Annotated in this window: 19 protein-coding genes; 11 read left to right on the forward strand and 8 right to left on the reverse strand. The window is 73.0% G+C overall.

The annotated features are described in order from the left end of the window. Positions 1-162 precede the first annotated feature (162 nt). The 4 genes from NT8_RS03365 (at position 163) to NT8_RS03375 (ending at position 3,501) form a co-directional block, all read left to right on the forward strand. Positions 163-531 carry a hypothetical protein gene (locus NT8_RS03365; protein WP_067964113.1) on the forward strand — a complete coding sequence of 123 codons (369 nt, stop codon included), beginning with the start codon at positions 163-165 and terminating at the stop codon, positions 529-531. Positions 532-596: 65 nt separating this feature from the next. Then, on the forward strand, positions 597-2,465 hold the full coding sequence (locus tag NT8_RS03370; protein ID WP_067964114.1) for a polymorphic toxin-type HINT domain-containing protein: 1,869 nt from the start codon (positions 597-599) through the stop codon (positions 2,463-2,465). Between the two features lie 86 nt (positions 2,466-2,551). Next, positions 2,552-3,025, forward strand: a complete 474-nt coding sequence (locus NT8_RS29110) for a hypothetical protein (protein ID WP_157515486.1) — start codon at positions 2,552-2,554, stop codon at positions 3,023-3,025. Then, positions 2,977-3,501, forward strand: a complete 525-nt coding sequence (locus NT8_RS03375; RefSeq protein ID WP_084468607.1) for a CPCC family cysteine-rich protein — start codon at positions 2,977-2,979, stop codon at positions 3,499-3,501. The genes NT8_RS29110 and NT8_RS03375 overlap by 49 nt, the downstream gene beginning before the upstream one ends. Positions 3,502-4,353: 852 nt before the next feature. Here NT8_RS03375 and NT8_RS03380 read toward each other — a convergent pair. From NT8_RS03380 to NT8_RS03395, 4 genes are all read right to left on the reverse strand, one after another. Beyond that, positions 4,354-4,614, reverse strand: a complete 261-nt coding sequence (locus tag NT8_RS03380) for a hypothetical protein (protein WP_157515487.1) — start codon at positions 4,612-4,614, stop codon at positions 4,354-4,356. Positions 4,615-4,705: 91 nt separating this feature from the next. Next, positions 4,706-6,385, reverse strand: coding sequence for a polymorphic toxin-type HINT domain-containing protein (locus NT8_RS03385; RefSeq protein ID WP_067964118.1), 1,680 nt, complete (start codon positions 6,383-6,385; stop codon positions 4,706-4,708). 33 nt (positions 6,386-6,418) lie between these two features. Next, positions 6,419-6,775, reverse strand: a complete 357-nt coding sequence (locus tag NT8_RS03390) for a hypothetical protein (RefSeq protein WP_067964120.1) — start codon at positions 6,773-6,775, stop codon at positions 6,419-6,421. A 203-nt stretch (positions 6,776-6,978) separates the two neighbouring features. Then, the gene (locus tag NT8_RS03395) at positions 6,979-8,292 is read right to left on the reverse strand and encodes a hypothetical protein (protein WP_067964122.1); all 1,314 of its coding nucleotides are present in this window, start codon (positions 8,290-8,292) and stop codon (positions 6,979-6,981) included. A 378-nt stretch (positions 8,293-8,670) separates the two neighbouring features. Here NT8_RS03395 and NT8_RS03400 point away from each other — a divergent pair, with 378 nt between their 5' ends. Further along, positions 8,671-8,988 (forward strand): ArsR/SmtB family transcription factor, encoded by a 318-nt coding sequence (locus NT8_RS03400; RefSeq protein ID WP_067964124.1) that lies wholly within the window; start codon positions 8,671-8,673, stop codon positions 8,986-8,988. A gap of 89 nt (positions 8,989-9,077) precedes the next feature. On the opposite strand, the gene NT8_RS03405 is transcribed toward NT8_RS03400, so the two are convergent. After that, complete coding sequence (locus NT8_RS03405; protein ID WP_067964125.1) at positions 9,078-9,491, reverse strand: arsenate reductase ArsC; 414 nt, start codon at positions 9,489-9,491, stop codon at positions 9,078-9,080. A gap of 160 nt (positions 9,492-9,651) precedes the next feature. Here NT8_RS03405 and arsB point away from each other — a divergent pair, with 160 nt between their 5' ends. Further along, a complete protein-coding gene (arsB, locus tag NT8_RS03410; protein ID WP_067964127.1) occupies positions 9,652-10,749 on the forward strand; it encodes an ACR3 family arsenite efflux transporter in 1,098 nt (365 codons plus the stop codon). Positions 10,750-10,821: 72 nt separating this feature from the next. On the opposite strand, the gene NT8_RS03415 is transcribed toward arsB, so the two are convergent. Both NT8_RS03415 and NT8_RS03420 read right to left on the reverse strand, forming a co-directional pair. After that, complete coding sequence (locus tag NT8_RS03415; RefSeq protein WP_067964128.1) at positions 10,822-11,865, reverse strand: flavin-containing monooxygenase; 1,044 nt, start codon at positions 11,863-11,865, stop codon at positions 10,822-10,824. 257 nt (positions 11,866-12,122) lie between these two features. Continuing rightward, positions 12,123-13,463 carry an FAD-dependent oxidoreductase gene (locus NT8_RS03420; protein ID WP_067964130.1) on the reverse strand — a complete coding sequence of 447 codons (1,341 nt, stop codon included), beginning with the start codon at positions 13,461-13,463 and terminating at the stop codon, positions 12,123-12,125. Between the two features lie 93 nt (positions 13,464-13,556). On the opposite strand from NT8_RS03420, the gene NT8_RS03425 reads away from it, so the two are divergent. Continuing rightward, positions 13,557-14,408, forward strand: coding sequence for a helix-turn-helix domain-containing GNAT family N-acetyltransferase (locus tag NT8_RS03425; protein ID WP_067964132.1), 852 nt, complete (start codon positions 13,557-13,559; stop codon positions 14,406-14,408). Positions 14,409-14,563: 155 nt separating this feature from the next. Here the strand turns inward: NT8_RS03425 and NT8_RS03430 are convergent, their stop codons facing one another. After that, positions 14,564-15,274: a helix-turn-helix transcriptional regulator gene (locus tag NT8_RS03430; RefSeq protein WP_067964134.1), complete on the reverse strand. Its 711-nt coding sequence runs from the start codon at positions 15,272-15,274 to the stop codon at positions 14,564-14,566. 207 nt (positions 15,275-15,481) lie between these two features. Here NT8_RS03430 and folP point away from each other — a divergent pair, with 207 nt between their 5' ends. The 4 genes from folP to NT8_RS03450 all read left to right on the forward strand — a co-directional run bounded on the left by folP (position 15,482) and on the right by NT8_RS03450 (position 21,831). Next, a complete protein-coding gene (gene folP, locus NT8_RS03435; RefSeq protein ID WP_067964139.1) occupies positions 15,482-16,357 on the forward strand; it encodes a dihydropteroate synthase in 876 nt (291 codons plus the stop codon). Then, on the forward strand, positions 16,357-17,100 hold the full coding sequence (locus tag NT8_RS03440; RefSeq protein ID WP_084468609.1) for a pyrimidine reductase family protein: 744 nt from the start codon (positions 16,357-16,359) through the stop codon (positions 17,098-17,100). The genes folP and NT8_RS03440 overlap by 1 nt, the downstream gene beginning before the upstream one ends. 568 nt (positions 17,101-17,668) lie before the next feature. Then, the gene (locus NT8_RS03445; RefSeq protein WP_245646014.1) at positions 17,669-19,276 is read left to right on the forward strand and encodes a serine hydrolase domain-containing protein; all 1,608 of its coding nucleotides are present in this window, start codon (positions 17,669-17,671) and stop codon (positions 19,274-19,276) included. Positions 19,277-19,923: 647 nt separating this feature from the next. Next, positions 19,924-21,831: an N-acetylmuramoyl-L-alanine amidase gene (locus NT8_RS03450; protein WP_067964143.1), complete on the forward strand. Its 1,908-nt coding sequence runs from the start codon at positions 19,924-19,926 to the stop codon at positions 21,829-21,831. Positions 21,832-21,878 lie beyond the last annotated feature (47 nt).

A 21,878-nucleotide genomic window follows, 5' to 3' on the forward strand; every position in this document is an offset into this window, starting at 1 on the left:
CGGAGCCGGACGCCGGCGCAGACCGGACCTAAAGCCACCGAACGAGATGTCCTATATGGAGCTAATCACTTCACTCGCGCATTGTGTAACGCTACGGTTGGTCACCGACGAAATGTGACGAACCACCGTCATCCCACCATGCCGTGAGGAGCCCACGCCCCTGTGTCCCGAGCCCTGCCCACCGAACTCAAGGCCGCCCGCGTCCTGCTGTTCCTCACCTCGGCACTGGCGTTCTTCCTCTTCTACGTGCTCATCGTCGCCGACGCCGACCAGCCCACCCTCTACCTCGGCTTCTTCGCCTACATCGGGCAGGGCACCGCCGCCCTCGCCCTCGGCCTGCTGCTGCCCCACGGCGGGTCCCGCGTCCTGTACGCCCTGTGGGCCTACACCGCGGTGATCCTGGCCTGGAGCCTGCTCACCCTGATCCGCGGCGACCTCAACGGCCTCACCCAGGCACTACTGCCCGGCATCGTCCTGGCCCTCTCCCTGCGCCCGGCCGCCCGCACCCACCTGCGCACCCCCACGACCTGACCCCCAGGCGCCCCCACCGCCCCACCCCCCACGGCCACCTTCTCCCCCCGAGGTGAACCCCCTCCGTGCTGCGCAGCATCCACGACCCTGACCGCGGCGCCGGCTACGTCGAGTACGGCGCCGTCATCCTGCTCGTGGCCGCCATCGCCGCCACCGTCATCGGCTCCGGCATCACCGGCCGCATCCAACAGATGATCACCGGCGCCGTCGACTCCGTCGGTCAACCCCAGGCCGACGACCGCGACAGACCGGACAGCACCGAAGCGCCGGACGACCCCGCCGACCCACCCAGCGCGCCCGACGCCCCGGGGATCACGCCCGCCTTCTCCCAGGACACCCGCCCGTCCTTCGCCCCGTTGGGCCTGGGCAGCCTGCTGCCCGGCGTCGACGGCTCCCGCCTCACCTACGCCTACTCCACCGGTGACCTGCGCGAGGACGTCACCGGACTGTTCGACGACGCGCTCGCCTCCCAGCACCGCGCGTTCGGCGAAGGCCTGGAGATCGGCCACGAGACGATCACCGGGCCGATCAACCTCGCCGAAGACCTCATCGACGACCCTCTGGGGACGGTGCAGCGCGGTGTGGACGGCGCCGCTGAGCGCTTCACCGGCATGGGCACCGCCGCCTGGTCGACATTCCAGGAGTCCACGGACCTCGCCTTCCAGGGCTACCAAGACGGCCAGCTGCTCGGCGGCATCTTCGACAGCGGCCTGCACCTGGGCGGGTGGGGGCTGCGCCAGGGGCTCGAGCTGGGGTTGGGTGACGAGGCCGTCGAGCACTTCGCCAACGGCGAGATCGAGCAGGGCGCCGCACGGACGGGTGTCACGGTCGCGTCCTGGCTCATCGCCGGGCCGGCCGGAAGGATCGGCCTGAGCGGTCTGCGGCTGCTACCGGAATGGACCGGCTCCGCACGCGGCCCGGAACCCGGCAGCAGCCCTCTAGCGAACGGCCCCGACCGCGACCCGCCGGGCGAGGACACCTCGACCACCGCAGGAGAGGACGAGGACACCGACCGCGGCAGCGAACCCTGCGCCCCCAGCAACAGCTTCATCCCGGGCACCGCGGTCCTGCTGGCCGACGGCACCACCGCCCCCATCGAGGACGTCGCCGTAGGCGACGACGTGCTGGCCTTCGACCCCCTCACCGGGGAGGAAGGACCGCGCGAGGTCACCGACACCATCACCGGCGACGGCCACAAGCCCCTGGTCACCCTCACCATCGACACCGGCGACGGCACCGACACCCTCACCGCCACCGACGAACACCCCTTCTGGGTCCCCGAACAGGCCCAGTGGGTCGACGCCATCGACCTCACCCCCGGCACCTGGCTGCGCACCTCCACCGGCACCTGGACCCAGATCACCGCCGTCGACGTCCACGAGACCCCCGACCAGCGCGTCCACAACCTCACCATCGCCGATCTCCACACCTACTACGTAGGGGTCGACGGCGTCGGTTGGCTCGTCCACAACGACAACGGTCGTGAGAGCAGCTGTCCTGATTGGCTCCGCGACCGCCTGGAGGCGGGGAATAACTTCAACCGGGAGAGGGAAGCCCACTACACCAGACTCGGAGGCGCCAACGAGGTCCACGTCGGCCCCCGAACCTCAGGCAACCAGTACCAGCGTGTCGATTCCTACATACCTGGTAGGGAGATCGTCTCTCGTAAGTACACTCAACTGTCAGAGATCCAAGAATCCACCGCCTTCAACTACCTGCGGGAACTCGCAAGAGACTACGGGCCGGGCACCCCGATCGCCGACACGCCGACCAACCGGCGGGATCTTCCGGAGGACCTGATCGGCGAAGAGCTTGATGGCCAGATGTACCTGGAGGTTCCGGTTCAGAACAGCACCGTTCCGGACTCGGTCATCAGCGAAGCCAACCGTTTGGGCATCATCATCCGAGACGAGAACGGCCACATATGGAGATGATGCGGGAGCGGTGGCCAGCACGGACACGGAAGTGAGATGCGATTATGGAAACATCTGAAGTCACTTACTGCTATCGGTGGAACCCGATGGACGCGAAGCCGGGAAGCCCCATTACAGTGGATGAGGCGCGCGATCGGGATGCGGTCGGCGAGGAATACACCGCTGTCGTACCCCGATCCGGTCACCCCTACCCGACCCTGGTAACGATCGTATGGAAGAACGACTACTGCAGCACCATATTCTTGGACGAATATGGAAGACAAGCAGTGAAGTACGTCTTCAAGAAGATGGGGGACCAGCTTTTTCTTAGCCGCATCCTCATGCATACATACCCCAACAAGAAACGCGGACTCGTCGTATCCGATGCAGTACGCATGGAGGATGTCAAAATGCGCCCCGATGGATATTCCAAGCGCGTAATCACGGACGACGAGAAACAGGAAAGAATCACAGACGAATACTCGGATGTTCCGACAGACGCCAACTGGGAGCCTATACCGAAATTCGGCGAATGGGACTCTATCGCCCGATTCGAACGGTCCGGCCGCGCGAACGCGTAATCTACTGGAAGCACCAGCACTATAGCGAAGCCAGGATCAAAGGGAATTTTCCTATCTCGCCCGACCACGCCTGGCCGTGCCCCTGCTGTGGGTACCTCGCGCTTCCTTATGGACCGGGTCAGTACGAGATTTGTCCTGTGTGCGGGTGGGAGGACGACCGCCTTCAGCTCAGGTGGCCATCGATGACCGGCGGCGCCAACAAGCCCAGCCTGATCGAGGCCCAGAAGAACTTCGCCGACTTCGGGGCGAGCACCAGGGCACGTCTCACCCGAGGCGCACCGAGCCGTGCCTCCGACCATCCCCGCGAACCCTTCTGGCGGATGATCGACCTGCGGGTGGATGATTTCGAGCAGCCCGGGGAGCACGAAGCACCCCTGCCGGCGGACTTGGCGGTCCTCTACTGGTGGCGACCGACGTTCTGGCGTCTCGACCGACGAAACAGTCAGGAGAACGCGCAGCGGAAGCCCACGGGGTGAAGTACGGCCATCCACCGTGAGCTGCGGTGAATTCCGGGAGGGGGTCCTTGGGCTTCCGCGGGAGCTGCGCCGCTGGGACGGCCGGAAGCGCAGAACGGCCGTGGGGCCCGAGGTCGGCCACGAGTCCGCCGGATCGGGGGCCAGCCGCCGCGTGATACCGCCTGCGGGCCGTGACGTGCGCCCTGTGTGCTCCGATTGTGCTCGGTGGTCTTGGTCCTGGGCGGGGCGGTTCGGCATCGGGTGGCAGCGGCTGGCGGTGCGTGGGGGATACGGCGGCAGGAAACGGCACATCCCACGCCGGGGCGGCACTTCTCCAGGGCACTTTTAATCCGCGGGTTCAGGGTTCGATCCCCTGGGGGGCCACCAGGCAAGACACCCCTTCCGGTGGTGGTCATCCGGGGGCGCCGGTTGCAGTTCTAGTTGCAGTTCCTGCCCCAGGGCGGTCACGCTCACAGGGCCGCCCGTCCGTTCGGCGGCCCGCGCCTCCCGCCGTGCGCGACTCGCGGGAGTATGACCTCGACCAGGAGGAATACACCTCCGGCGGTCCCTGTACGGGTGCCACCCGTGCTACTGAAGCGGCCCGACGCCGAGGGCTCCTCATACAGCGCCGAAGGCGGTGCGAGAGGGCGTGTCCGCGGGTGCCCACGCAGGTGGCGTGCCGTGCCGAAGAGTGCGGCTGCTCGCGACCCAGGTGTCGAGCGGGAGCGACGCACCGGAGGACGATCCGTCGTCACAAGGGTGACGGTCGGTTTGTGCCCGGACAGGCGTCTCCCGCGGCCGGGCCCGACGCGCCTGTCCGGTGTCAGCTCGGCCGGGGTGAGGAACCGGGGGCTGAGGGACGACGGAGCGGGGTCATCCGGAGAACGCGTCCGGGCGGCCGTCGAGGAACTCGTCCAGGAGGGTGAAGAACGTGGACACGGCACGCGCGTCGTCGTCGCCCGAGAGGGCGTGCCAGTCCACCCCTGACCAGGGTTCGAACCCGGCTTCACGGAGGACGAGCACCGGCCAGACCAGGTTCCACCCGCCCTGGTCGGACCGGCTCGCGATCCATTCGCTGAAGCCTTCGAGAAGCTGCTTCCCGCTCCCCAGATCGAGGCCGTTGAAGAACGCCACGTACTCCCCGAACGACCCGTCGAGCCCGCAGGAAGAGGGCCGGAGCCTGGCGTTTCTGACGATCTGCCCGGTCGGCGACATCGTCCCTCCCTCACTCCCCCGGGGTGAACGTGTAGCCGCCACTGTCCGGATTCGGCGCCAGTGAACCACGGGTCGTCACCGTCGTCTCGCCCGCGTCCTCCCACTGCGACATGTACGTCTCCAGGGGTTCTCCCGTCCTGTCGGTCCAGGCGTCGTAGACCCGCCCGTCCTTGATCACGGCGTAGTGGACGTTCCACTGCACCTCCTGATCACGGTACTTCCAGAGCTGGCGCGCGTAGGGCGGAGGGGCGATCCGCAGCACCTCGCCGCCGCCCAGGCGGTCGATGATCTCCAGCGCGCAGGCCTCGCACCCGCCCCTGTCGCCGGGGATTTCCGAGGGGTCCCTGGGCTCCCACGAGTCGCCCAGGTCGCCGCATTCCGGCGGCGTGTTGTGCACCAGCAGCGAGGTGTCCCCCGCCGACACGTAGTAGGTGTGCAGGTCGGCGACGGTGAGGTTGTGGACGCGTTGTTCGGCGACCCGCTCGGTGTCGACGGCGGTGGCCTGGGTCCAGGTGCCGGCCGAGGTGCGCAGCCAGGTGCCCGGCTCCAGGTCGGCGGCCTCGACCCACGCGGCCTGTTCCGGGACCCAGAAGGGGTGGGCGTCGGTGGCGGTGATCGTGTCGGCGCCGCCCTGGCCGTCGTCGACGGTGAGGGTGACCAGCGTCTTGGCGCCGCTGCCGGTGATGAGGTCGGTGACCTCGCGGGGCCCCTCCTCCCCGGTCAGCGGGTCGAACGCGAGGACCTCGTCGCCGACGGCGACGTCCTCGATGGGCAGGGTGGTGCCGTCGGCGAGCAGGACGGGGGTGCCGGGCACGAAGCTGGACGGGCGCGTGCACGACGGGCTGTCCTGGTCCTCCTGGTCCTGGTCGTCGGCCTGCTGCTGGTCGTCGCCGTCCTCGTCATCGTTGTCGCTGCCGCGGTCGCCGTTGTCGCCGTCGGCGATGTCGCCCAGGCGGTCGAGCTTCTTGCCCCACCCGAAGTAGGGGATGAGCGCGACCGCGTTCTCGGCCACGCCCTGGCCGACGGCCTCCAGGTAGTTGCCGTTGCTCCAGTTCTCCTGGGTCTCCTCACTGAACAGGGCGTCGGTGACCCACCCGAGGGGGTCCTCGGTCACCTGGTCCCAGGTGCCGGTCACCCCGTCGACCAGCCCGTTCCAGGTGTCGGAGGCCCACTGGCCCGGGTCGTCCCACAGGCGCTGGGCGCCGTCGACCAGGCCGTCCCAGGCGTCGACCACGCCGTCCCAGGTGTCGGTGGCGGCGTTCCAGACGCCGGTGCCGAAGTCGGCGAAGCCGCCGCCGATGTCGCTGAGCCCGTCGCCCACCGAGGACCAGAACCCGCCGCCGTCGTCACCGCCGTCGTCGCCGCCGTCGTCGTCGGCGGGCGGGTCCTGGCCGTCGTCCTCGTCGGAGACCTGCGTGATCTCGGGGCCGGCCGGGGCGTCCTCGCCCGGTTCCCGCCCGTCGTCGCCTTCCTCGCCGCTGTCGCCCTCCGGCCCGTCGTCGCCCTCCCCGTCACCTTCCCCGACCTCGCCGCTGCCGACGGCGTCGACGGCGGAGGCGATGAGCGAGGACACGCGGCCGGGCAGGCCGCCGGCGATGACCGCGGCGGTGATGGCGGCGACGAGCAGGATGACGGTGGCGTACTCGGTGAAGCCGGCGCCGCGTTCGGGGTCGTGGATGCGTCGGAGCATGGGGGCAGCCTCAGGCAGCGGGTCGGCGGGAGGTCAGCGGAGGAAGAAGGCGCGCGCCGTGGGTCGCAGGAGCAGGACGAGGATCACCGCGGGCAGGATGAGCTGGGTCCAGCGCCCGTCGCCGCCGAGGGTCAGCAGGGCGTAGAGGCAGAGCAGGGCCTCCACGGCGAGGATCGACCAGAACACCACGCGGCCGTTGCGGCGGATGAACACCGCGAGCAGGATCTGGGCCACCCCGGGCAGCGACGCCATGGCGTTGTAGCCGAGTTCGTAGGCGGAGATTCCGGTGAGCATGAGCATGGACAGCGCGATCAGCAGGGTCAGCCCACCGGAGAGGTAGAGCAGTGCGCGCAGCCAGCGCACGGACGCGGGCAGGGGACGATCGGGCATGGCACCGCTTCTGGGAGAGGAGTCGCTCGGTCAGAACCGATCGTTTCAAAAAGCTTATCCCCGGTAAGCGCTTTTTGCCGGACCCGGCCAGTCCGATTCCGGACAGGATCGGTGGACGGCCGCTGAAACCGCTGCCGGACTAGTGAGCCGTCAGGCGAGCGGTTGAGTGCCCCGCCTACGCCGACGGACTGCGCCCGCTGACGTCAGGTACCGGCGGCGCGCATCCCCTCCGGCCACCACGAGTCCGGCATGACCAAGGACGTGGGCTTGCCGTCCGCGACCATCATCAGCAGCCCTGCCGGTCGCTTCCCCGTGGCGTTCTCGAAGGAGACCTCGGTGCCGGAGAGCGTGGCGTCGGTGAAGACGACGCCGTCTCCGATCGCCGCGTCGTGGAAGTCGAGCACGCCGCGGGTGAACTCGGTGTTCTCGAAGGACAGCGTTCCATCGCCCTCGAACGTCGAGTAGTACGCGCCGATGCTGCTGTGGAAGAAGCGGGTGCGGAAGAAGACGACGGCGCCGCCGGTGAAGCGGGCGCGGCCGAAGCCCACCAGGGTCGTTGAGAACTGCGCGCGGGAGAAGAGGACGGTGCCGTGGGCGAATTCGGCGCCGTCGAAGAGAACGGAGCCGTCCTCGAAGACGGCACGGCTGAAGTCGCCGCCGTCGAAGACGGCACCGCGGAAGTCGTAGTCCTTGCCCCGCCAGCGTCGGCTGGTGCGCAGTCCGTTGGCGACGGCGCGGATGGTGGTGTGGCGGACCTCCCGGCTCGCGGCGAAGTCGCGTTCGCGCCGGCGGTGGTCGGCGATCTGGTCGGGAGAGGCGTCGGAGGGCAGGGGGCCGGGGGCGGGTTCGTAGGGCATACGGAGATAGGAGCAGAGGACGTCGATGACGGTCTGCACCAGGTCGTCGCGGCCGGCGGGGGCGTCGTCGGCGAGGCGGGCGAGGGCGTGGACACCGGCCAGGCGCACGGCGGGCTGCTCGCTGCCGAGCTGCTCGGCGGCGGCGGTGAAGCGCTCGCTGAACAGCCGGACGTCCTCTCGGACGGCGTCGGCCTCGGTGGCGCGCTGGCGGCGGTAGCCGATGACGAGGAAGGCGACGCCGCCGAGTCCGGCGACGATGGCGAAGGCGCGGGTGGCGATGGCGTCCAGGGCGCGGGGGGAGAGCCGCTGGGGCGCGTCGAGGGGCGGGGAGCCCAGGGCGGCCCAGGTGAGGGCGACGATGGCGGCGACCGCTGCGGCGGCCGCGATCCAGGCGGCGAGGATGAGCCAGCCCAGCCGGAACGGTGCTCGCCGCCGGGAGCGGATGACGGCGAGGGCGATGGCCAGGATGACCGCGTTCACCGCCACCGACCTGATGTGCTCCCACGGAAGGGGATCGGGAAGGGGGAGGAGGTCGGCGAGGGGGGCGAACAGCGGCCAGGCGGTGACGGCGAGCAGGAGCACCGCGAGGACGGCGGTGGAGTACATCGCCCGCGGCAGGCCCTCGCGGACGAGGAAGCGGGCGTAGCGGAGGAAGCGCATAACCGGCACGGTAGGCCGCTGCCGCCCCGAACGGCCCGGGGCCGCCGGTTCCGGCCTCACGCGGCCACGCCGACGTGGTTCAGGGCACGGGCCCGTCTGTCCACCTGTCACCGAAGTGGTGACGGCCCCGGCAGGGCGACGGAAGACGGTCGGCGGCCCTGGCGGCCCCGGCTGCCACGGATGTCCCACGGATGAGAGTTCCCGAGCCGTTCTCGGGTCCCTCGGCGCCGTGGTGGTGACGCACGGCGGGCATCGAGGTCCCCGGACGCACGGAGGTTCCCTCAGCGGACCGCGGCCCGCCGGTAGCGGTACGGACGGCGGCCTCCTGTCCGCACCGGGGCGTTTGACGGCGCTCCGGCGCCGTGGTGGTATCAACGCATGCTGATGTCACCGAAGGACGACGCCGCCGAAGCAGCCGTGCAGCTCTTCGGTGATCCGCTGCGGGCGCGCATCGTCCGGCTGCTGGCCACGGAGCAGATGTGCACCTGCCATCTGATCGAGGAGACGGGCGCTCGGCAGCCCACCATCAGCCACCACCTGAGGATCCTCCGCGAGGCCGGCCTGGTCGAGACCGAGCCCCGCGGACGGTTCACCTACTACCGCCTGCGCCCGGACGCCGTCTCCGGACTGGCCGACGCCCTGCGCGACCTCGCCGCCGGCGCCGAGCAGGCACGCGGGAGGTACCGCCCGTGCTGAACTCCGCGGACCCCGGGTCCCCGCTCTCGGGTCCGCCGGGCGTGCGCGGCGCGGGCGGCACGGGGTGAGCGGGCCCGCTCGGGAACGCCTCAGTTCCGGGCGGGCACGCCGAGTTCGGCGAGGAGCCCTTCGACGCGGCGGCGGATGTCGTCGCGGATGGGACGGACGGCGTCGATGCCCTGGCCGGCAGGGTCGTCGAGCCTCCAGTCGAGGTAGCGCTTGCCGGGGAAGATGGGGCAGGCGTCGCCGCAGCCCATGGTGATGACCACGTCACTGGCCTCGACGGCGTCGGTGGTGAGGACCTTGGGCCGCTCGGCGGCGATGTCGATGCCCAGTTCGGCCATGGCCTGGACCGCGACCGGGTTGACGGCGTCGGCGGGCTCGGATCCGGCGGAGCGGACCTCGACGCGGTCGCCGCCGAGGTGGGCGAGCAGGCCGGCCGCCATCTGCGACCGCCCGGCGTTGTGGACACAGACGAACAGCACACTCGGTTTGCCCGGCACGGGACGGCCTCTCTCTGCGACCTCGGATGGAGCGCTGCGGCGCGGCCGCGCGGGCGGCGCCGCATCGAAACCTATCAGCCATGATTGATATCAATCAACGTCGATGTATGGTGTGCGAGGTCGTCACCCCGCACACCTGGACACATCTGGAGGAACTTCCATGGCTCAGCCCGAGGCCGAAGCCGCGGCTCCGATCGCCGCACGCCCGGCACGGCTGTCGACGCTGGACCGCTTCCTGCCCGTCTGGATCGGCATCGCCATGGCCGCGGGGCTGGTCCTGGGGCGCTGGGTGCCCGGCCTGCAGTCCGCCCTGGACGCGATCCAGGTCGGCGGAATCTCGGTGCCGATCGCCATCGGCCTGCTGGTCATGATGTACCCCGTCCTGGCCAAGGTCCGCTACGACCGCCTCGACACCGTCACCCGCGACCGCCGGCTGCTCGCCTCCTCCCTCGTGCTGAACTGGCTGGTGGGTCCGGCCCTGATGTTCGCCCTGGCCTGGATCCTCCTCCCCGACCTGCCCGAGTTCCGCACCGGTCTGATCATCGTCGGCCTGGCCCGCTGTATCGCCATGGTCATCATCTGGAACGACCTGGCCTGCGGTGACCGCGAGGCGGCCGCGGTCCTCGTCGCGCTGAACTCCCTGTTCCAGGTCCTCGCCTTCGGCGTGCTCGGCTGGTTCTACCTCGACCTGCTGCCCGGGTGGCTGGGCCTGGACCAGAACGGCATCGACGTCTCCCCGTGGCACATCGCCGCGATGGTGCTGGTCTTCCTCGGCGTCCCGCTGGCCGCCGGCTTCCTGACCCGGGTCCTGGGCGAGCGCGCCAAGGGCCGCACCTGGTACGAGGAGCGGTTCCTGCCCCGCATCGGCCCGCTGGCGCTGTACGGGCTGCTGTTCACCATCGTCATGCTCTTCGCCCTCCAGGGCGGGGCCATCACCTCCCGGCCCCTGGACGTCGCGCGCATCGCCGTCCCGCTGCTGGTCTACTTCGTCCTCATGTGGGGGCTGTCCATGCTCCTGGGGCGCGCCATCCGCCTGTCCTACGAGCGGTCGACCACGCTGGCCTTCACCGCGGCGGGCAACAACTTCGAGCTGGCCATCGCGGTGGCGATCGGGGTGTTCGGGGTGGCCTCGGGCCAGGCGCTGGCCGGGGTCGTGGGCCCGCTCATCGAGGTGCCGGTGCTGGTCGGGCTGGTCTACGTCTCCCTCTGGGCACGGCGCCTCTTCCCGGAACGGGCCGGGGTGCGCGGTCCCGCCTGAGCCGGTCGGCGGAGGGGCGGGGCCATCACCGGCGGCGCGCCCTACCGGGATGCCGGGACGGCGCGGCCCCGGTCACCCCCGCACCCCCAAGCGCCGCAGGACATACCGGGCATCGCGGCCGACCCCCCGCAGCGTCGCCGAGGCGAAGCCGCGCTGGAACTCCAACCCCACGTAGCCCAGGCCGGGGACCGTGGTGGAGACCCCGCCCCGGTGCAGCGGCGCCCTGTTCGGGTCCAGGGCGCCCGTGTCCTCCAGGTAGTCGAGCGCCGGGCGGTAGCCGGTGGCGAGGATGACCGTGTCGACGCGCTCCACACCGCCGTCGGCCCACTGCACCTTCTCGCCCTCCAACCGGGTGAACATCCCACGCCGGTCGGGGTTGCCGGAGGCGAAGGCGGCCCGGTAGCGGCCGCGGTCGTTGACCAGGGTGGGCCCCTTCTGCCAGAGGCGGCGCAGGGGCGCGGCGTCCAGGCCGGTGCGCACGAACCACCAGTGCACGTCCCGGCCCAGGATGCGCGGGTTCTGCCAGGCCACGGGGGTGCGGGTGGCCAGGGTGACCCGGGCCACGCCGGCGAGTTCCGCGGCGATCTGCACACCGGAGTTGCCGCCGCCGACCACCACGATCCGCTGCCCGGCGAACGGCTCGGGCGCGCGGTAGTCGGCGGTGTGCAGCACGGTGCCGGTGAAGGCGTCCAGGCCCGGGATCTCCGGCCGGTGCGGGCGGGAGAAGCCCCCGGTCGCCGCCACCAGAGCGGTGCCGGTGAAGCGCTCGCCCGTGCTCGTGGCGACCGCGAATCCGGCGCTGCCGGCCGTGACGCACCGCACGCGCCGCCGGTAGCGGATGTCGGCGTCCAGGCCGGCGGCGTAGGCGCGCAGGTAGTCGACGACCTCGTCGCGGTGGGGGTAGCGGTCCGGCGCACCGGGCAGGGCGCGGCCCGGGAGGGCGGAGAACCGCGCGGGGGAGAACAGGGTGAGGCTGTCGTAGTAGTGCGGCCACGACCCGCCGGGGCCCTCGGCGGCGTCCAGGATCAGCGGGCGGACACCCCTCTGGGCGGCGGCGTGGGCCGCGGCGAGGCCGGACTGGCCGCCGCCGACGATGATCAGGGGGGATGCGGGCATCGGGGAACTCCTGGTACACGGGGAATCGGGCATGCGGAAGCCGGGTGCGCGGCCCATGGGGCCGTACACCCCGGCAGGGGTGGAGCAGGGTCAGGCAGCAGCGGGCCCGTGGCGGGCGGGTCAGCGGCGCGGCGGGCGCGCCGATGCCCGTCGGGGGTGGCGGACACGGCGGGGGTGGCGCACAACGGCCAGGGCCCGGCGCGTCCGGCGCCGGTCGGGGCCCGCCCGCGCGGCGGGTCCCGACCGGACCCGCTGTGTCACCTCAGCAGGGAGGCGGAGGGCTGGACCAGCTCGATGGTCTCCGGGCCCGTGCCGCAGCAGCCGCCGGCGGACTCCGCGGCGGGCGCGTCGAAGAGCCCGGAGCCGCCGCACACGCCGGTCTCCGGCAGCGTCAGCTCCACCCTCGCTGCGGCCTCGTGGTCGCCCGCGAGCTGCGCGGCGATGCTGCGCACCTGCTCGAACCCCGTCAGCGCGAGGAAGGTGGGCGCGCGGCCGTAGGACTTCATCCCGGCCAGGTAGAACCCCGGCTCCGGGTGGGACAGCTCCCGGACGCCGTGCGGGTAGACGGTGCCGCAGGAGTGGACGTTCGGGTCGATCAGCGGCGCCAGTTCCACCGGCGCCTGCAGCGCGGCGTCCAGGCCCAGGCGGATCTCCGACAGCGGTGCCAGGTCCGGGCGGAACCCGGTCACCGCCACCACCTCGTCCACCGGCTCCAGCGCCCGCCCGCCGTCGTCGGTCAGCACGACGCCGGCGTCGGAGAGCCGGACCTCTGCGGTGCGGAACCCGGTGACGACCTCGATGCGCCCGGCCTCCACGGCCCTGCGTGCCCGCTCGCCGAGAGCGCCCCGCGCCGCGAGCTGGTCGGCGGCGCCGCCGCCGAACGCGTCGCCGACCTCGCCGCGGCGCAGCACCCACACCGCACGGGTGTCCGGCGCCTCTTCGGCGAGTTCGGCCAGCGCCACCAGGGCGGTCAGCGCCGAGTGCCCCCGGCCGGCCACGGCCGTGCGCCGACCCGCGTGGCGGGCGCGGACCGCGGGATCGGCCAGGTCGGGGACGCGGTAGGAGATCCGCTGGGCCGCGTCCGCCTCACCGACAGCGGGGAGGCCGTCGCCGCCCAGGGGGTTGGGGGTGCCCCAGGTGCCGGAGGCGTCGATGACCGCGCGGGCCAGGACGCGCTCCTCGCGGCCCTGCGCCGTTCGCACGTGGACGGTGAACGGCTGCTCAGCACGCGCGGCGTCGACCACCCGGTCGCGCCCCCGGCGGCTCACCCCGGTGACCTCCGCGCCGAAGCGCACCCGATCGCCCAGGGCCGCGGCCAGCGGCCCGAGGTACGATTCCGCCCACTCCGCGCCGGTGGGGTAGCCGCCATCGGCGGGGCGCCGCCAGCCGGTGGCGGCGAGGAGCGCCTCGGCGGCCGGGTCGACCAGGTCGCGCCACATGGAGAACAGCCGCACGTGGCCCCATTCGCGCACCGCCGCGCCCGCCGCCGCGCCCTTCTCCAGGACGACGACGGGCAGGCCCCGCTGGTGCAGGTGCGCCGCCGCTGCCAGCCCCACCGGTCCGGCCCCGACGACCGCGACCGGAAGTCCCTCTGCCATGACGCCACCTTTCATCGATTTCCGTCGATCGATGCCGACTTTATCGACTGGCGTCGATCGATACAACCATCGATCATGGTCGATACTGAGGACATGACCGTGACGCCGACCGCCGCCCCGCTGCCCACGCTCCCGTCGACCGAAGCCGAGACCTTCGCCGCCTGGTTCGCCTGCCTGGCCGAACCCACCCGGGTCCGACTGCTGCACACCATCGCCGCGGCACCGCGCGCGGCCACCGTGGGCGAACTGGCCGACTCCCTCGGCATCGGCCAGCCCACCGTCTCCCACCACCTGCGCAAGCTCGCCGAGGTCGGCTTCGTCACCCTGACCAAGCACGGCACCTCCACCCGTGTCATGGTCAACCCCGCCTGCTGCACCGGCCTGCCCCACGCGGCCGACGCCGTGATGGGCATGCTGGCGTCCCGCCCCTGCTGCCCCACCGACCTCCCCGCCGACGTGGCGGTGCGCACCATGGAACCGGGCGACCTGGAGGCGGTGCGCCGCGTCTACGCCGAGGGCATCGCCACCGGCGACGCCACCTTCGAGACCGAGGTCCCCGACGCCGACGCGCTCGCCGCGCGCTGGCCGGCCGGCCACCGGTGGGTGGCCGAGATCGACGGCGAGGTGGTCGGCTGGGCCGCGCTCTCCCCCGCCTCGCCCCGCGAGGTCTACGCCGGCGTGGCCGAGACCTCGGTCTACGTCGCCGAGGCCGCCCGCGGCCGCGGTGTCGGCAAGGCGCTCATCCACCGCCAGGTGACCGCCGCCGACGCCGACGGCCTGTGGACCCTGCAGACCTCGATCTTCCCCGAGAACAAGGCGAGCCTCGCGCTGCACCACAGCGCGGGCTTCCGCACCGTCGGCGTCCGTGAACGCATCGCCCGCCACCACGGCGCCTGGCGCGACACCGTCCTGATGGAGCGCCGCCGGACCGACCGCGGATGCTGACGGAGCCCGCAGCGGCCCGATGAGCGCTGGGGCCAGGGGGCCGCGCGGGTTCCGACGGCCCCGGCGCGGACGGCCGCGCCGGTGGCGGCGATGCCGCCGTCCGACCGGCGCCCCGCCCCGCCGAACCCGTCGGCGACGCTCCGCGACGGCCGTCCCTACGCGTGGCGGCTCCCGCCGCCGCGGTCCGGCCCCCGCACCGCCGTGGCGTCGGGTTCCCGGGCGGGGGGAGCGAGGACCACGCAGCAGCGGCCCGGGCGGGGCGCCGGCACCGCCCGATCGGGTGGCTGCCCGCCCGCTTCGAGCAGGCCCCGTACCAGGTGCAGGTTCAGCCGGCACACCAGTTCCGGGTGTTCGCGGGCGAGGCGGTGGAAGGGGCAGTTGCGGAGGTCGATGCCGTTCTCGGCGGTCGTCGCGGGCTCGTAGCCGCAGCCGCGCAGCGCGGCGATCAGGTCCGTGCCGCCCGCCGACCGGCCGGCCGAACGCGCGGCCTGCGCCACCGCCTCCCGTACGCCGCCGGAGCCGTCGGCGGCGACCGCCTCGGCCAGCACACCGGCCAGCAGGCCGTAGTCGCGGGGCGGCACGTTGACGGACAGTTCGTGGTCCGTCCGCGTGTAGCGCTTGGCGGGGCGGCCCCCGCCGCGTCCGGCGGCGCGCGCGTAGCTGGTGGCGAGGAAGCCCGCGCCCGCCAGTTTGTCCAGGTGGTAGGCCGCCAGCGTGCGACTGATCCCGGCCGCCTTCGCCGCGTCCTCCCGGCCGACCGGTTCGTCGCACGTGCGCACGTACTCGTACAGGCGGCGCCGCACCGGGTCGTCCAGGCTGCTCAGTCCGCTGAGGGCGTCCCTGTGATGGTCCTGGTTCGTACCCACACCGTCAAAGTAACACCAACAGGAATTGACAAATGAACGGCGAGCTGGCCAGTCTGCAGGACAACGGACCTTGTCGACGTGGAGGCGCCATGGCTGCTCCTGCCCCCTGGGTCGGCCGCGCGTATCGCGGCCCGGCCGACCCCGCCGGTGACGCACCCCACCACTGGTGAGCACCCCGACCGGACAGGAACAGGAGACACTCCCAGCATGCACACGACAGCAGTCGACCTGGAGTTCCGGGGCCGTCGCATCACCAGCGACCGGCCGCTGGTGATGGCCATCGTCAACCGGACACCCGACTCCTTCTACGACCAGGGCGCCACCTTCGCCGCCGAGGCGGCCCAGGCGGCGATCACCCGGGCCGTCACCGAGGGCGCCGACATGATCGACATCGGCGGAGTCGCGGCCAGTCCCGGCGAGCACGTCAGCACCGATGAGGAGATCGCCCGCGTCGTCCCCCTGGTGGAGTGGGCCCGCGACCGCTATCCCGACCTCGTGATCAGCATCGACACGTGGCGGCACGAAGTCGGCGATGCCGCCTGCCGGGCCGGCGCGGACGTCCTCAACGACGCCTGGGCCGCGGCCGACCCGAAGATCCTCGCCGTGGCCGCCGCCCACGGCGCCGGCTACGTGTGCGCCCACACCGGCGGACGCACGCCCCGCGCCGAACCCTTCCGCCCCGACTATCCCGACGTGGTGGCCGCCGTCCGCACAGCGGTCACCGAACTGGCCGCCCGGGCCGAGGCCGCGGGCGTCCCCCGCGGCGGCATCCTCATCGACGGCACCGGATACGGCAAGAACACCACCGACCACCTCCTGCTCCTGCGCAGCGTCCGGGAGTTCACCGAGTCCGGATGGCCGGTCCTGATGGCCCTGTCCAACAAGACGTTCGTCGGCGAGACCCTGGACGTGGGGCTGCAGGACCGGCTGACCGGCACCCTGGCCGCCACGGCCATCGCCGCCCGGGACGGCGCCGCCGTCTTCCGCGCCCACCAGGTCCTGCCCACCCGGCAGACCCTGGAGATGGCGGCCGCCGTCAACGGCACCCGTCCGCCCGCCCGCACCGGCACCTGGATCGCCTGATGCACCAGATCTGGCCCACCGGAGACGCCCGCCCCATCGACGACGGCGAACTCGAACGCCTCTACACCTACCCCGACCGCCCACGCTGGCTGGTCGCCAACTTCGTCGCCAGCACCGACGGGGCCGTGGAGGTCGGCGGCAAGGCCCGACCCCTGTCGACCCCGCCCGACCGCAAGGTGCTGCAACTCGGCAGCGACCTGGCCGACGTGCTGCTGATCGGCGCCACCACCGCCATGGTCGAGGACTTCCGCGGCGTCCACCCCGACCAGCACACCCTCGCCCGCCGGCACCGCCACGGTCTGGCCGACATCCCGCCCACCGCCGTGGTGACCACCGGCAGGAGCCTGCCCGCCGACGCCCCCGTCATCACCCAGGCGCGCGTCCCCACCCTCGTCCTCACCTGCGCCACCGCGCCGGACGCCACCCGACGGGCGTGGACCGACTCCGGCGCGGAGGTCGTCATCGCGGGCGAGGAGACCGTCGACCTGGCCGCAGCCGTCGCCGCCCTCACCGAACGCGGTCTGCGGCGCATCGACTGCGAGGGAGGCCCCCACCTGTTCGGTGCCCTCACCGCCGCCGGCCTCGTCGACGAACTCCGCCTGACCATCTCCCCCCTGCTGACCGCAGGCCCCGCCGGCCGCATCGCCACCGGCCCACCCACCACCCCCGCGGACCTCACCCTGGCCACCGCACTCGCCGAAGACGACACCCTCCTCCTGCGCTACCTCACGCGACCCCGCTGAGGGTGGTGTCCTCGGTGCGCCGCGCGGTCAGAGCGGGGGCGCGGTCACGGACTGCCCTCTTCGCGCCATGGTCCGCATCCGACGGGAGTAGATGGACGCGAGCTCCCGCGCGTCGACGTCGGCTCGTTCCCCACCGTGGATCCGGCCCCGCCGGTCAGCGCCGACCCGCAAAGGCGGAGCACCTCCCTGCCCCCTGCGAGCAGTTCGGCGAGCACCATCCGATCCGAACCGATCAGTCTCCAATCCAGAACCCCGCCGGATCCCCAGTCCCGAGACCACCACAGCGCGCGCGTCCTTCACGCCCGGAATGGTCCTCCCTTGTCCTCCTCATCGGATGATCGAACCCCACTTCACGCCGATCCGGCAGCATGACGGAACCCGCGGGTCCGGCCACTGGGGCCGTGGCCGCCGGCGGCCACGGGCCGGGGGTGATCACCAGGTGGAGGGCACCTCGCAGTGACTGGCCGGAAACGTACGGTGCCAGGCCGTTGGGGTGGGGTGGGCTTCAGGGTGATGGTGCGGGCGGCACCATTCCGGGTGCGGTGGGTGCGCGCGTAGTTTCGGCCGGATGTCGACAATGGTGAGTTGGGTGCAGCGGACCGCGGTCATCGGCGCCGTGGTCCTCGTGAGCGGGGTGGTGGCCGCGCCTGGTGGCGCGGCGGTGAACGACGTGGGCGCGGGGCCGGAGGCCGGGTCCGCCACGGACGGGGCGACGCCTGGAGGGCCGGCCACGGGCGAGGCGGCGGCCGCGGGTGAGGGCGCCGCGGCCGACGGCGGCGGGGACGCGGCGGTCACGGCCGAGGAGGTGGCGGCGGTCGTCGACGACTTCCGGCGGACCTCCCGGGTCCCCGGGGTGGCGGTCGCGGTGACCCATGGGACCGGGGTCGTCCACGCCGACGGCTACGGGCGGACCGCCGACGGGGCGGAGGTCACCGGCCGGACGACCATGGCGGTCGCCTCCGTGAGCAAGTCGTTCACCGCCCTGACGGTGCTCCAGCTCGCGGAGGAGGGGGCGCTCGACCTGGACGACCCGGTGCGCGAGCACCTGCCGGAGTTCGCGCCGGACGATCCGCGCACCCGGGACATCACCGTGCGCCAGCTCCTCGACCAGACCTCGGGCCTGTCCGACACCGGGTTCGCCGCGTTCAGCGGTCCGCAGCCGGAGACGCTGCGGGAGCGCGTCGCCCAGATGCGGACGGCCGTGCCCGCGGCGGCCCCCGGCGAGCGGTACGAGTACCACAACCCCAACTACCAGGTGGCCGCGCGGCTCGTGGAGGTGGTGCGCGGCGAACCCTTCGCGGACGTGCTGGCGGAGCACGTGTTCGGCCCGCTGGGGATGGCGGACAGCGGCGCGGCCGACACCGCCGACGACCTGCCCCCGAGCGCGCGCGGCCACGTCCGGGTCGCCGGGATACCGCTGGCGGCACCGGAGCCGCCGGCGTTCGGCGGCGGCTCGGGCGGGGTGCTCAGCACCGCCGAGGACATGGCCGCCTGGCTGATCGCGCAGAACAACGGCGGAGCGGCGGCCGACGGCGCCCGCGTCCTCTCCGAGGAGGGGATCGCCGCCTCCCACACGCCGTCCGACGCGGGTTCCTACGCGCTCGGCTGGGACACGGGCACCACGGCCTCGGGCGCCCCGCTGGTGGAGCACGGCGGCGACCTGTTCACGTCGACCGCCTACCAGGCCCTGCTGCCCGCGTCCGGGTACGGCGTCGCGGTGATGGTGAACACCGCTTCGGGCCCCGACGCGCACGCTCTGGGCGCCCTGCTGGTGGACCTGGTCGACGGGGCGGACGTGCCCGCCCCGCCCTCGCCTTGGGGCGGTGCGGCGGTCGACGCCGCCCTGCTCGTGGCGGCGGCGGGTTCGGCCGCTGCGGCCGGCCTCGGGGTGCGGCGCGCGGCCGGCTGGGCGCGGCGCCGCGCCGGCCGGCCGTGGTGGGCCGCCGTCCGGTCGCTGCCGCTGGCGGCGCCCGCCGTGCTGTTCGGGAGCGTCCACCTCGTCATGGGCGCGCTCTACCGGGGCCGGGACGTGGCCTGGATCCAGATGGCCTATCTGGCCCCGGCGTTCATGCTGCTGCTCGGCGTCGCCGCCCTGAGCGGGGCCGCCGTCCTGGCCGCCCGCACCGCCGCGGTGACCCGTCTGCGCCGCACATCCCGCCGGACGGCCGAGGGCTGACGCGGCGGGCGTCCTGGCACCGTCGGGCGGTCCCCGTCCGCCCGGCGGCGCGGCGCACGGCCGGGGCCGGCACGACCCCGCACGCCGGTCGGGGACCGAGCGCTCCCCCGGCGGGAACGCGGGCCGGTTCGGCGACCGGATGCGGGCGCGGCCCGCGAAGGCGTGCAGGCCCTGCCCGCGAGGCAGGCGAGGTGGCCGCGCGAGGGCCTGGACGCGTCCCGCCACACGGGTACGGTGGGGCGGCGTACCTCCGGCTGCCGGATGGGGACGACGCCCGGCCGCCTCCGTACCGCCGGGCGGAGGTCGGAGGCCGACGCGGCCCGCGAAGGCGGGAAGCCCTGGCGAAGAGCGGGCGAGGTGGCGGTGCTCGCGAGTGGGGGCCGCCGTCGCCGGGCGGGGGGACCTGGTGGCCCGGCCGGGCGGGGCGGAGGGCTCGGGGCGGGTGGGGTTGCGGGGGCCCGCGTGGCCTCCGGAGTTCCGCCCGGACATCGGGGCGGATGGCCGCCCTGGCCTGCGGGTTCGTCGTTCGCGGCACGCGGCCGGGCGGGTTGCGGGCGTTCCGGCCGTCCACAGGTGGTTTCGGCGCTATTGACTCTGCGGATCTTTCCGTCCACGGTGCGTACAGGACTCCCCACGATTGGAGGACCATGCCGCAACCGGACAAGTACGTCTCCCGTTCGGAGCTGGGTTGGGGCGCTTCGCCGGCCTCGTACGCGAACCCCCGCGACGGCCTGTGCATCCACTACGACTCCGTCGACCAGAACCTGGCCGGCAAACCGCACTCCGCGTGTGTCTCCTACTGGAAGGCCACCCGGTCGTTCCACACCGGCCCATCGCGGGGCTGGGCCGACATCGGCTACTGCGTCGACGAGGCCACCGAGATCCTCACCGGCGAGGGCTGGCGCCACCACCGCGACCTCCGGGCCGGCGACCCCGTGCTCACCCTCGACCACACCACCGGCACCGCGCGGTGGAGCCCACTGCTCTCGGTCAACGTCTTCCCCGCGCTCCCCCGCACCCTGATCCGCATGGAGGGCCACGGGCACTCGTCGCTGACCACGGCGGCGCACCGCTGGCCGGTCGAGCACGTGCCCGCCGCACCCGGCTCCGCCCCACCCGAACGGCGCTGGGCCACCAGCGCCACCCTGGCCGAGGGCGACCTCGTCCCGCTCGCGGCGCCCTGCGCCGACCTCCCCACCGAGGCGAAGTGGGCCGACCCCCTGGTCTCCCTGGTCGCCGCGGCCTGCGCCTCCCCCGACCACGACGATCCCGCCGCGCCCCGGCCGGTCCGCCCCGGCGACACCGCGCGGGTCCGCGCCGACCTCGCCGCGGTGTTCGGGCCGCCGGCCGACGGCATCCCCGGACCCGGCGCCGGCGCCTGGCGCGAGGTCCCCGGCGCGGCCCCGCGCTTCGCCCTGTCGGCCGACGCCCGCGCGGTGCTCGCCGCCGCAGCACCGGGCGGGGTGCCCGGCGGCGCGTTCCTCCGCTCCCTCACCCGCGCCCAACTCGCCCTGTTCCTCGACACCGCGCTGCCGTCCGGCACCGGGCCGCGCGTCCCGCTCCGCCGCGCCGCCGCCGACGCGGTCCAGTTCGCGGCGGTGCTCGCGGGGTGGGCCACGGCCGTGCGGCCGCACGCCGGCGGCTGGGTGGTCGAGCGGCTGCCCGACGACCGCCTGGCACCGGGGGGCGGGGCCGCCGGGGTGCGCCCGGTGGTCGGCACCGCCGCCCACGACGGCCCCGTGTGGTGCCCCACCACGCCCGATTCCACCTGGCTGGCGCGCCGCGACGGCACGGTGTACTTCACCGGCAACTCGTTCATGGCCTGCCCGCACGGCTACGTGCTGGAGGGCCGCGGCCTGTTCAAGCAGCAGGCGGCGCAGCCGGGCGGCAACTCCACCTACTACTCCTGCACCCTGGCCACCGGGCCGACCGACGAGATCACCCCGGACCAGATCAACGCCGTCCGCCAGTTGCGGCAGTGGCTGATGGAGCCCGAGTCCAGCATCGCGGGCACCGTCAAGGGCCACCGCGACTTCATCGCCACGTCGTGCCCCGGCGACGCGGCCTACTCCCTGGTCCGCAACGGAACCTTCGCCAAAGCCCCCAGCGACCGACCGGAGGACGACATGCCCAAGCACTGGCGGTACGAGAAGGACGACGACCAGCCCCTCCCCGACGGCGCGTGGACCACCCTGCGCTGCACCAGCCGGGGGTCGCAGACCGGCGAGCTGTACTCCTGGCTGGGGGTGGACGAGAAGGACGGCGCGTACTTCTCGGCGACGGCGTCGGTGCGGGTGTCGGGGCTGGAGGCCGGGGCCGAGGTCCAGGGGCAGTTCTTCGAGGTCGCCCGGGGCGCCGACGGCACCTGGCAGTGGGTCGGCGGCTACAAGGTGCAGTCGCTCGTCCACCGCGAGGGCGCCGCCCACCTGTCGTTCCTGCAGAACGGCAACCTCGCCAAGGGCCGCCGGCTGCGCATGCGGGTCACCCAGCACGGCGGCGGCGGGTCGGCGGTCGTCGACGACGCCCGCATCGACGTCCTGTACTGGGAGCGGTAGTGCGGCCGGGCCGGCCGTCGGCGCCTCCCCGCGCCGCGGGCCGGCCC

It is taken from the genome of Nocardiopsis trehalosi NBRC 14201 (assembly GCF_001552555.1).
GTDB lineage: Bacteria > Actinomycetota > Actinomycetes > Streptosporangiales > Streptosporangiaceae > Nocardiopsis_B > Nocardiopsis_B trehalosi.

Coding starts and splice junctions, on each gene's coding strand:
- arsB (WP_067964127.1), top strand. CDS start 9,652: ATGGCTCAGCCCGAGGCCGAAGCCGCGGCTCCGATCGCCGCACGCCCG.
- NT8_RS03415 (WP_067964128.1), bottom strand. CDS start 11,865: ATGCCCGCATCCCCCCTGATCATCGTCGGCGGCGGCCAGTCCGGCCTC.
- NT8_RS03440 (WP_084468609.1), top strand. CDS start 16,357: ATGCACCAGATCTGGCCCACCGGAGACGCCCGCCCCATCGACGACGGC.
- NT8_RS03400 (WP_067964124.1), top strand. CDS start 8,671: ATGCTGATGTCACCGAAGGACGACGCCGCCGAAGCAGCCGTGCAGCTC.
- NT8_RS03420 (WP_067964130.1), bottom strand. CDS start 13,463: ATGGCAGAGGGACTTCCGGTCGCGGTCGTCGGGGCCGGACCGGTGGGG.
- NT8_RS03395 (WP_067964122.1), bottom strand. CDS start 8,292: ATGCGCTTCCTCCGCTACGCCCGCTTCCTCGTCCGCGAGGGCCTGCCG.
- NT8_RS03445 (WP_245646014.1), top strand. CDS start 17,669: ATGTCGACAATGGTGAGTTGGGTGCAGCGGACCGCGGTCATCGGCGCC.
- NT8_RS03390 (WP_067964120.1), bottom strand. CDS start 6,775: ATGCCCGATCGTCCCCTGCCCGCGTCCGTGCGCTGGCTGCGCGCACTG.
- NT8_RS03375 (WP_084468607.1), top strand. CDS start 2,977: ATGGGACTCTATCGCCCGATTCGAACGGTCCGGCCGCGCGAACGCGTA.
- NT8_RS03385 (WP_067964118.1), bottom strand. CDS start 6,385: ATGCTCCGACGCATCCACGACCCCGAACGCGGCGCCGGCTTCACCGAG.
- NT8_RS03425 (WP_067964132.1), top strand. CDS start 13,557: ATGACCGTGACGCCGACCGCCGCCCCGCTGCCCACGCTCCCGTCGACC.
- NT8_RS29110 (WP_157515486.1), top strand. CDS start 2,552: ATGGACGCGAAGCCGGGAAGCCCCATTACAGTGGATGAGGCGCGCGAT.
- NT8_RS03450 (WP_067964143.1), top strand. CDS start 19,924: ATGCCGCAACCGGACAAGTACGTCTCCCGTTCGGAGCTGGGTTGGGGC.
- folP (WP_067964139.1), top strand. CDS start 15,482: ATGCACACGACAGCAGTCGACCTGGAGTTCCGGGGCCGTCGCATCACC.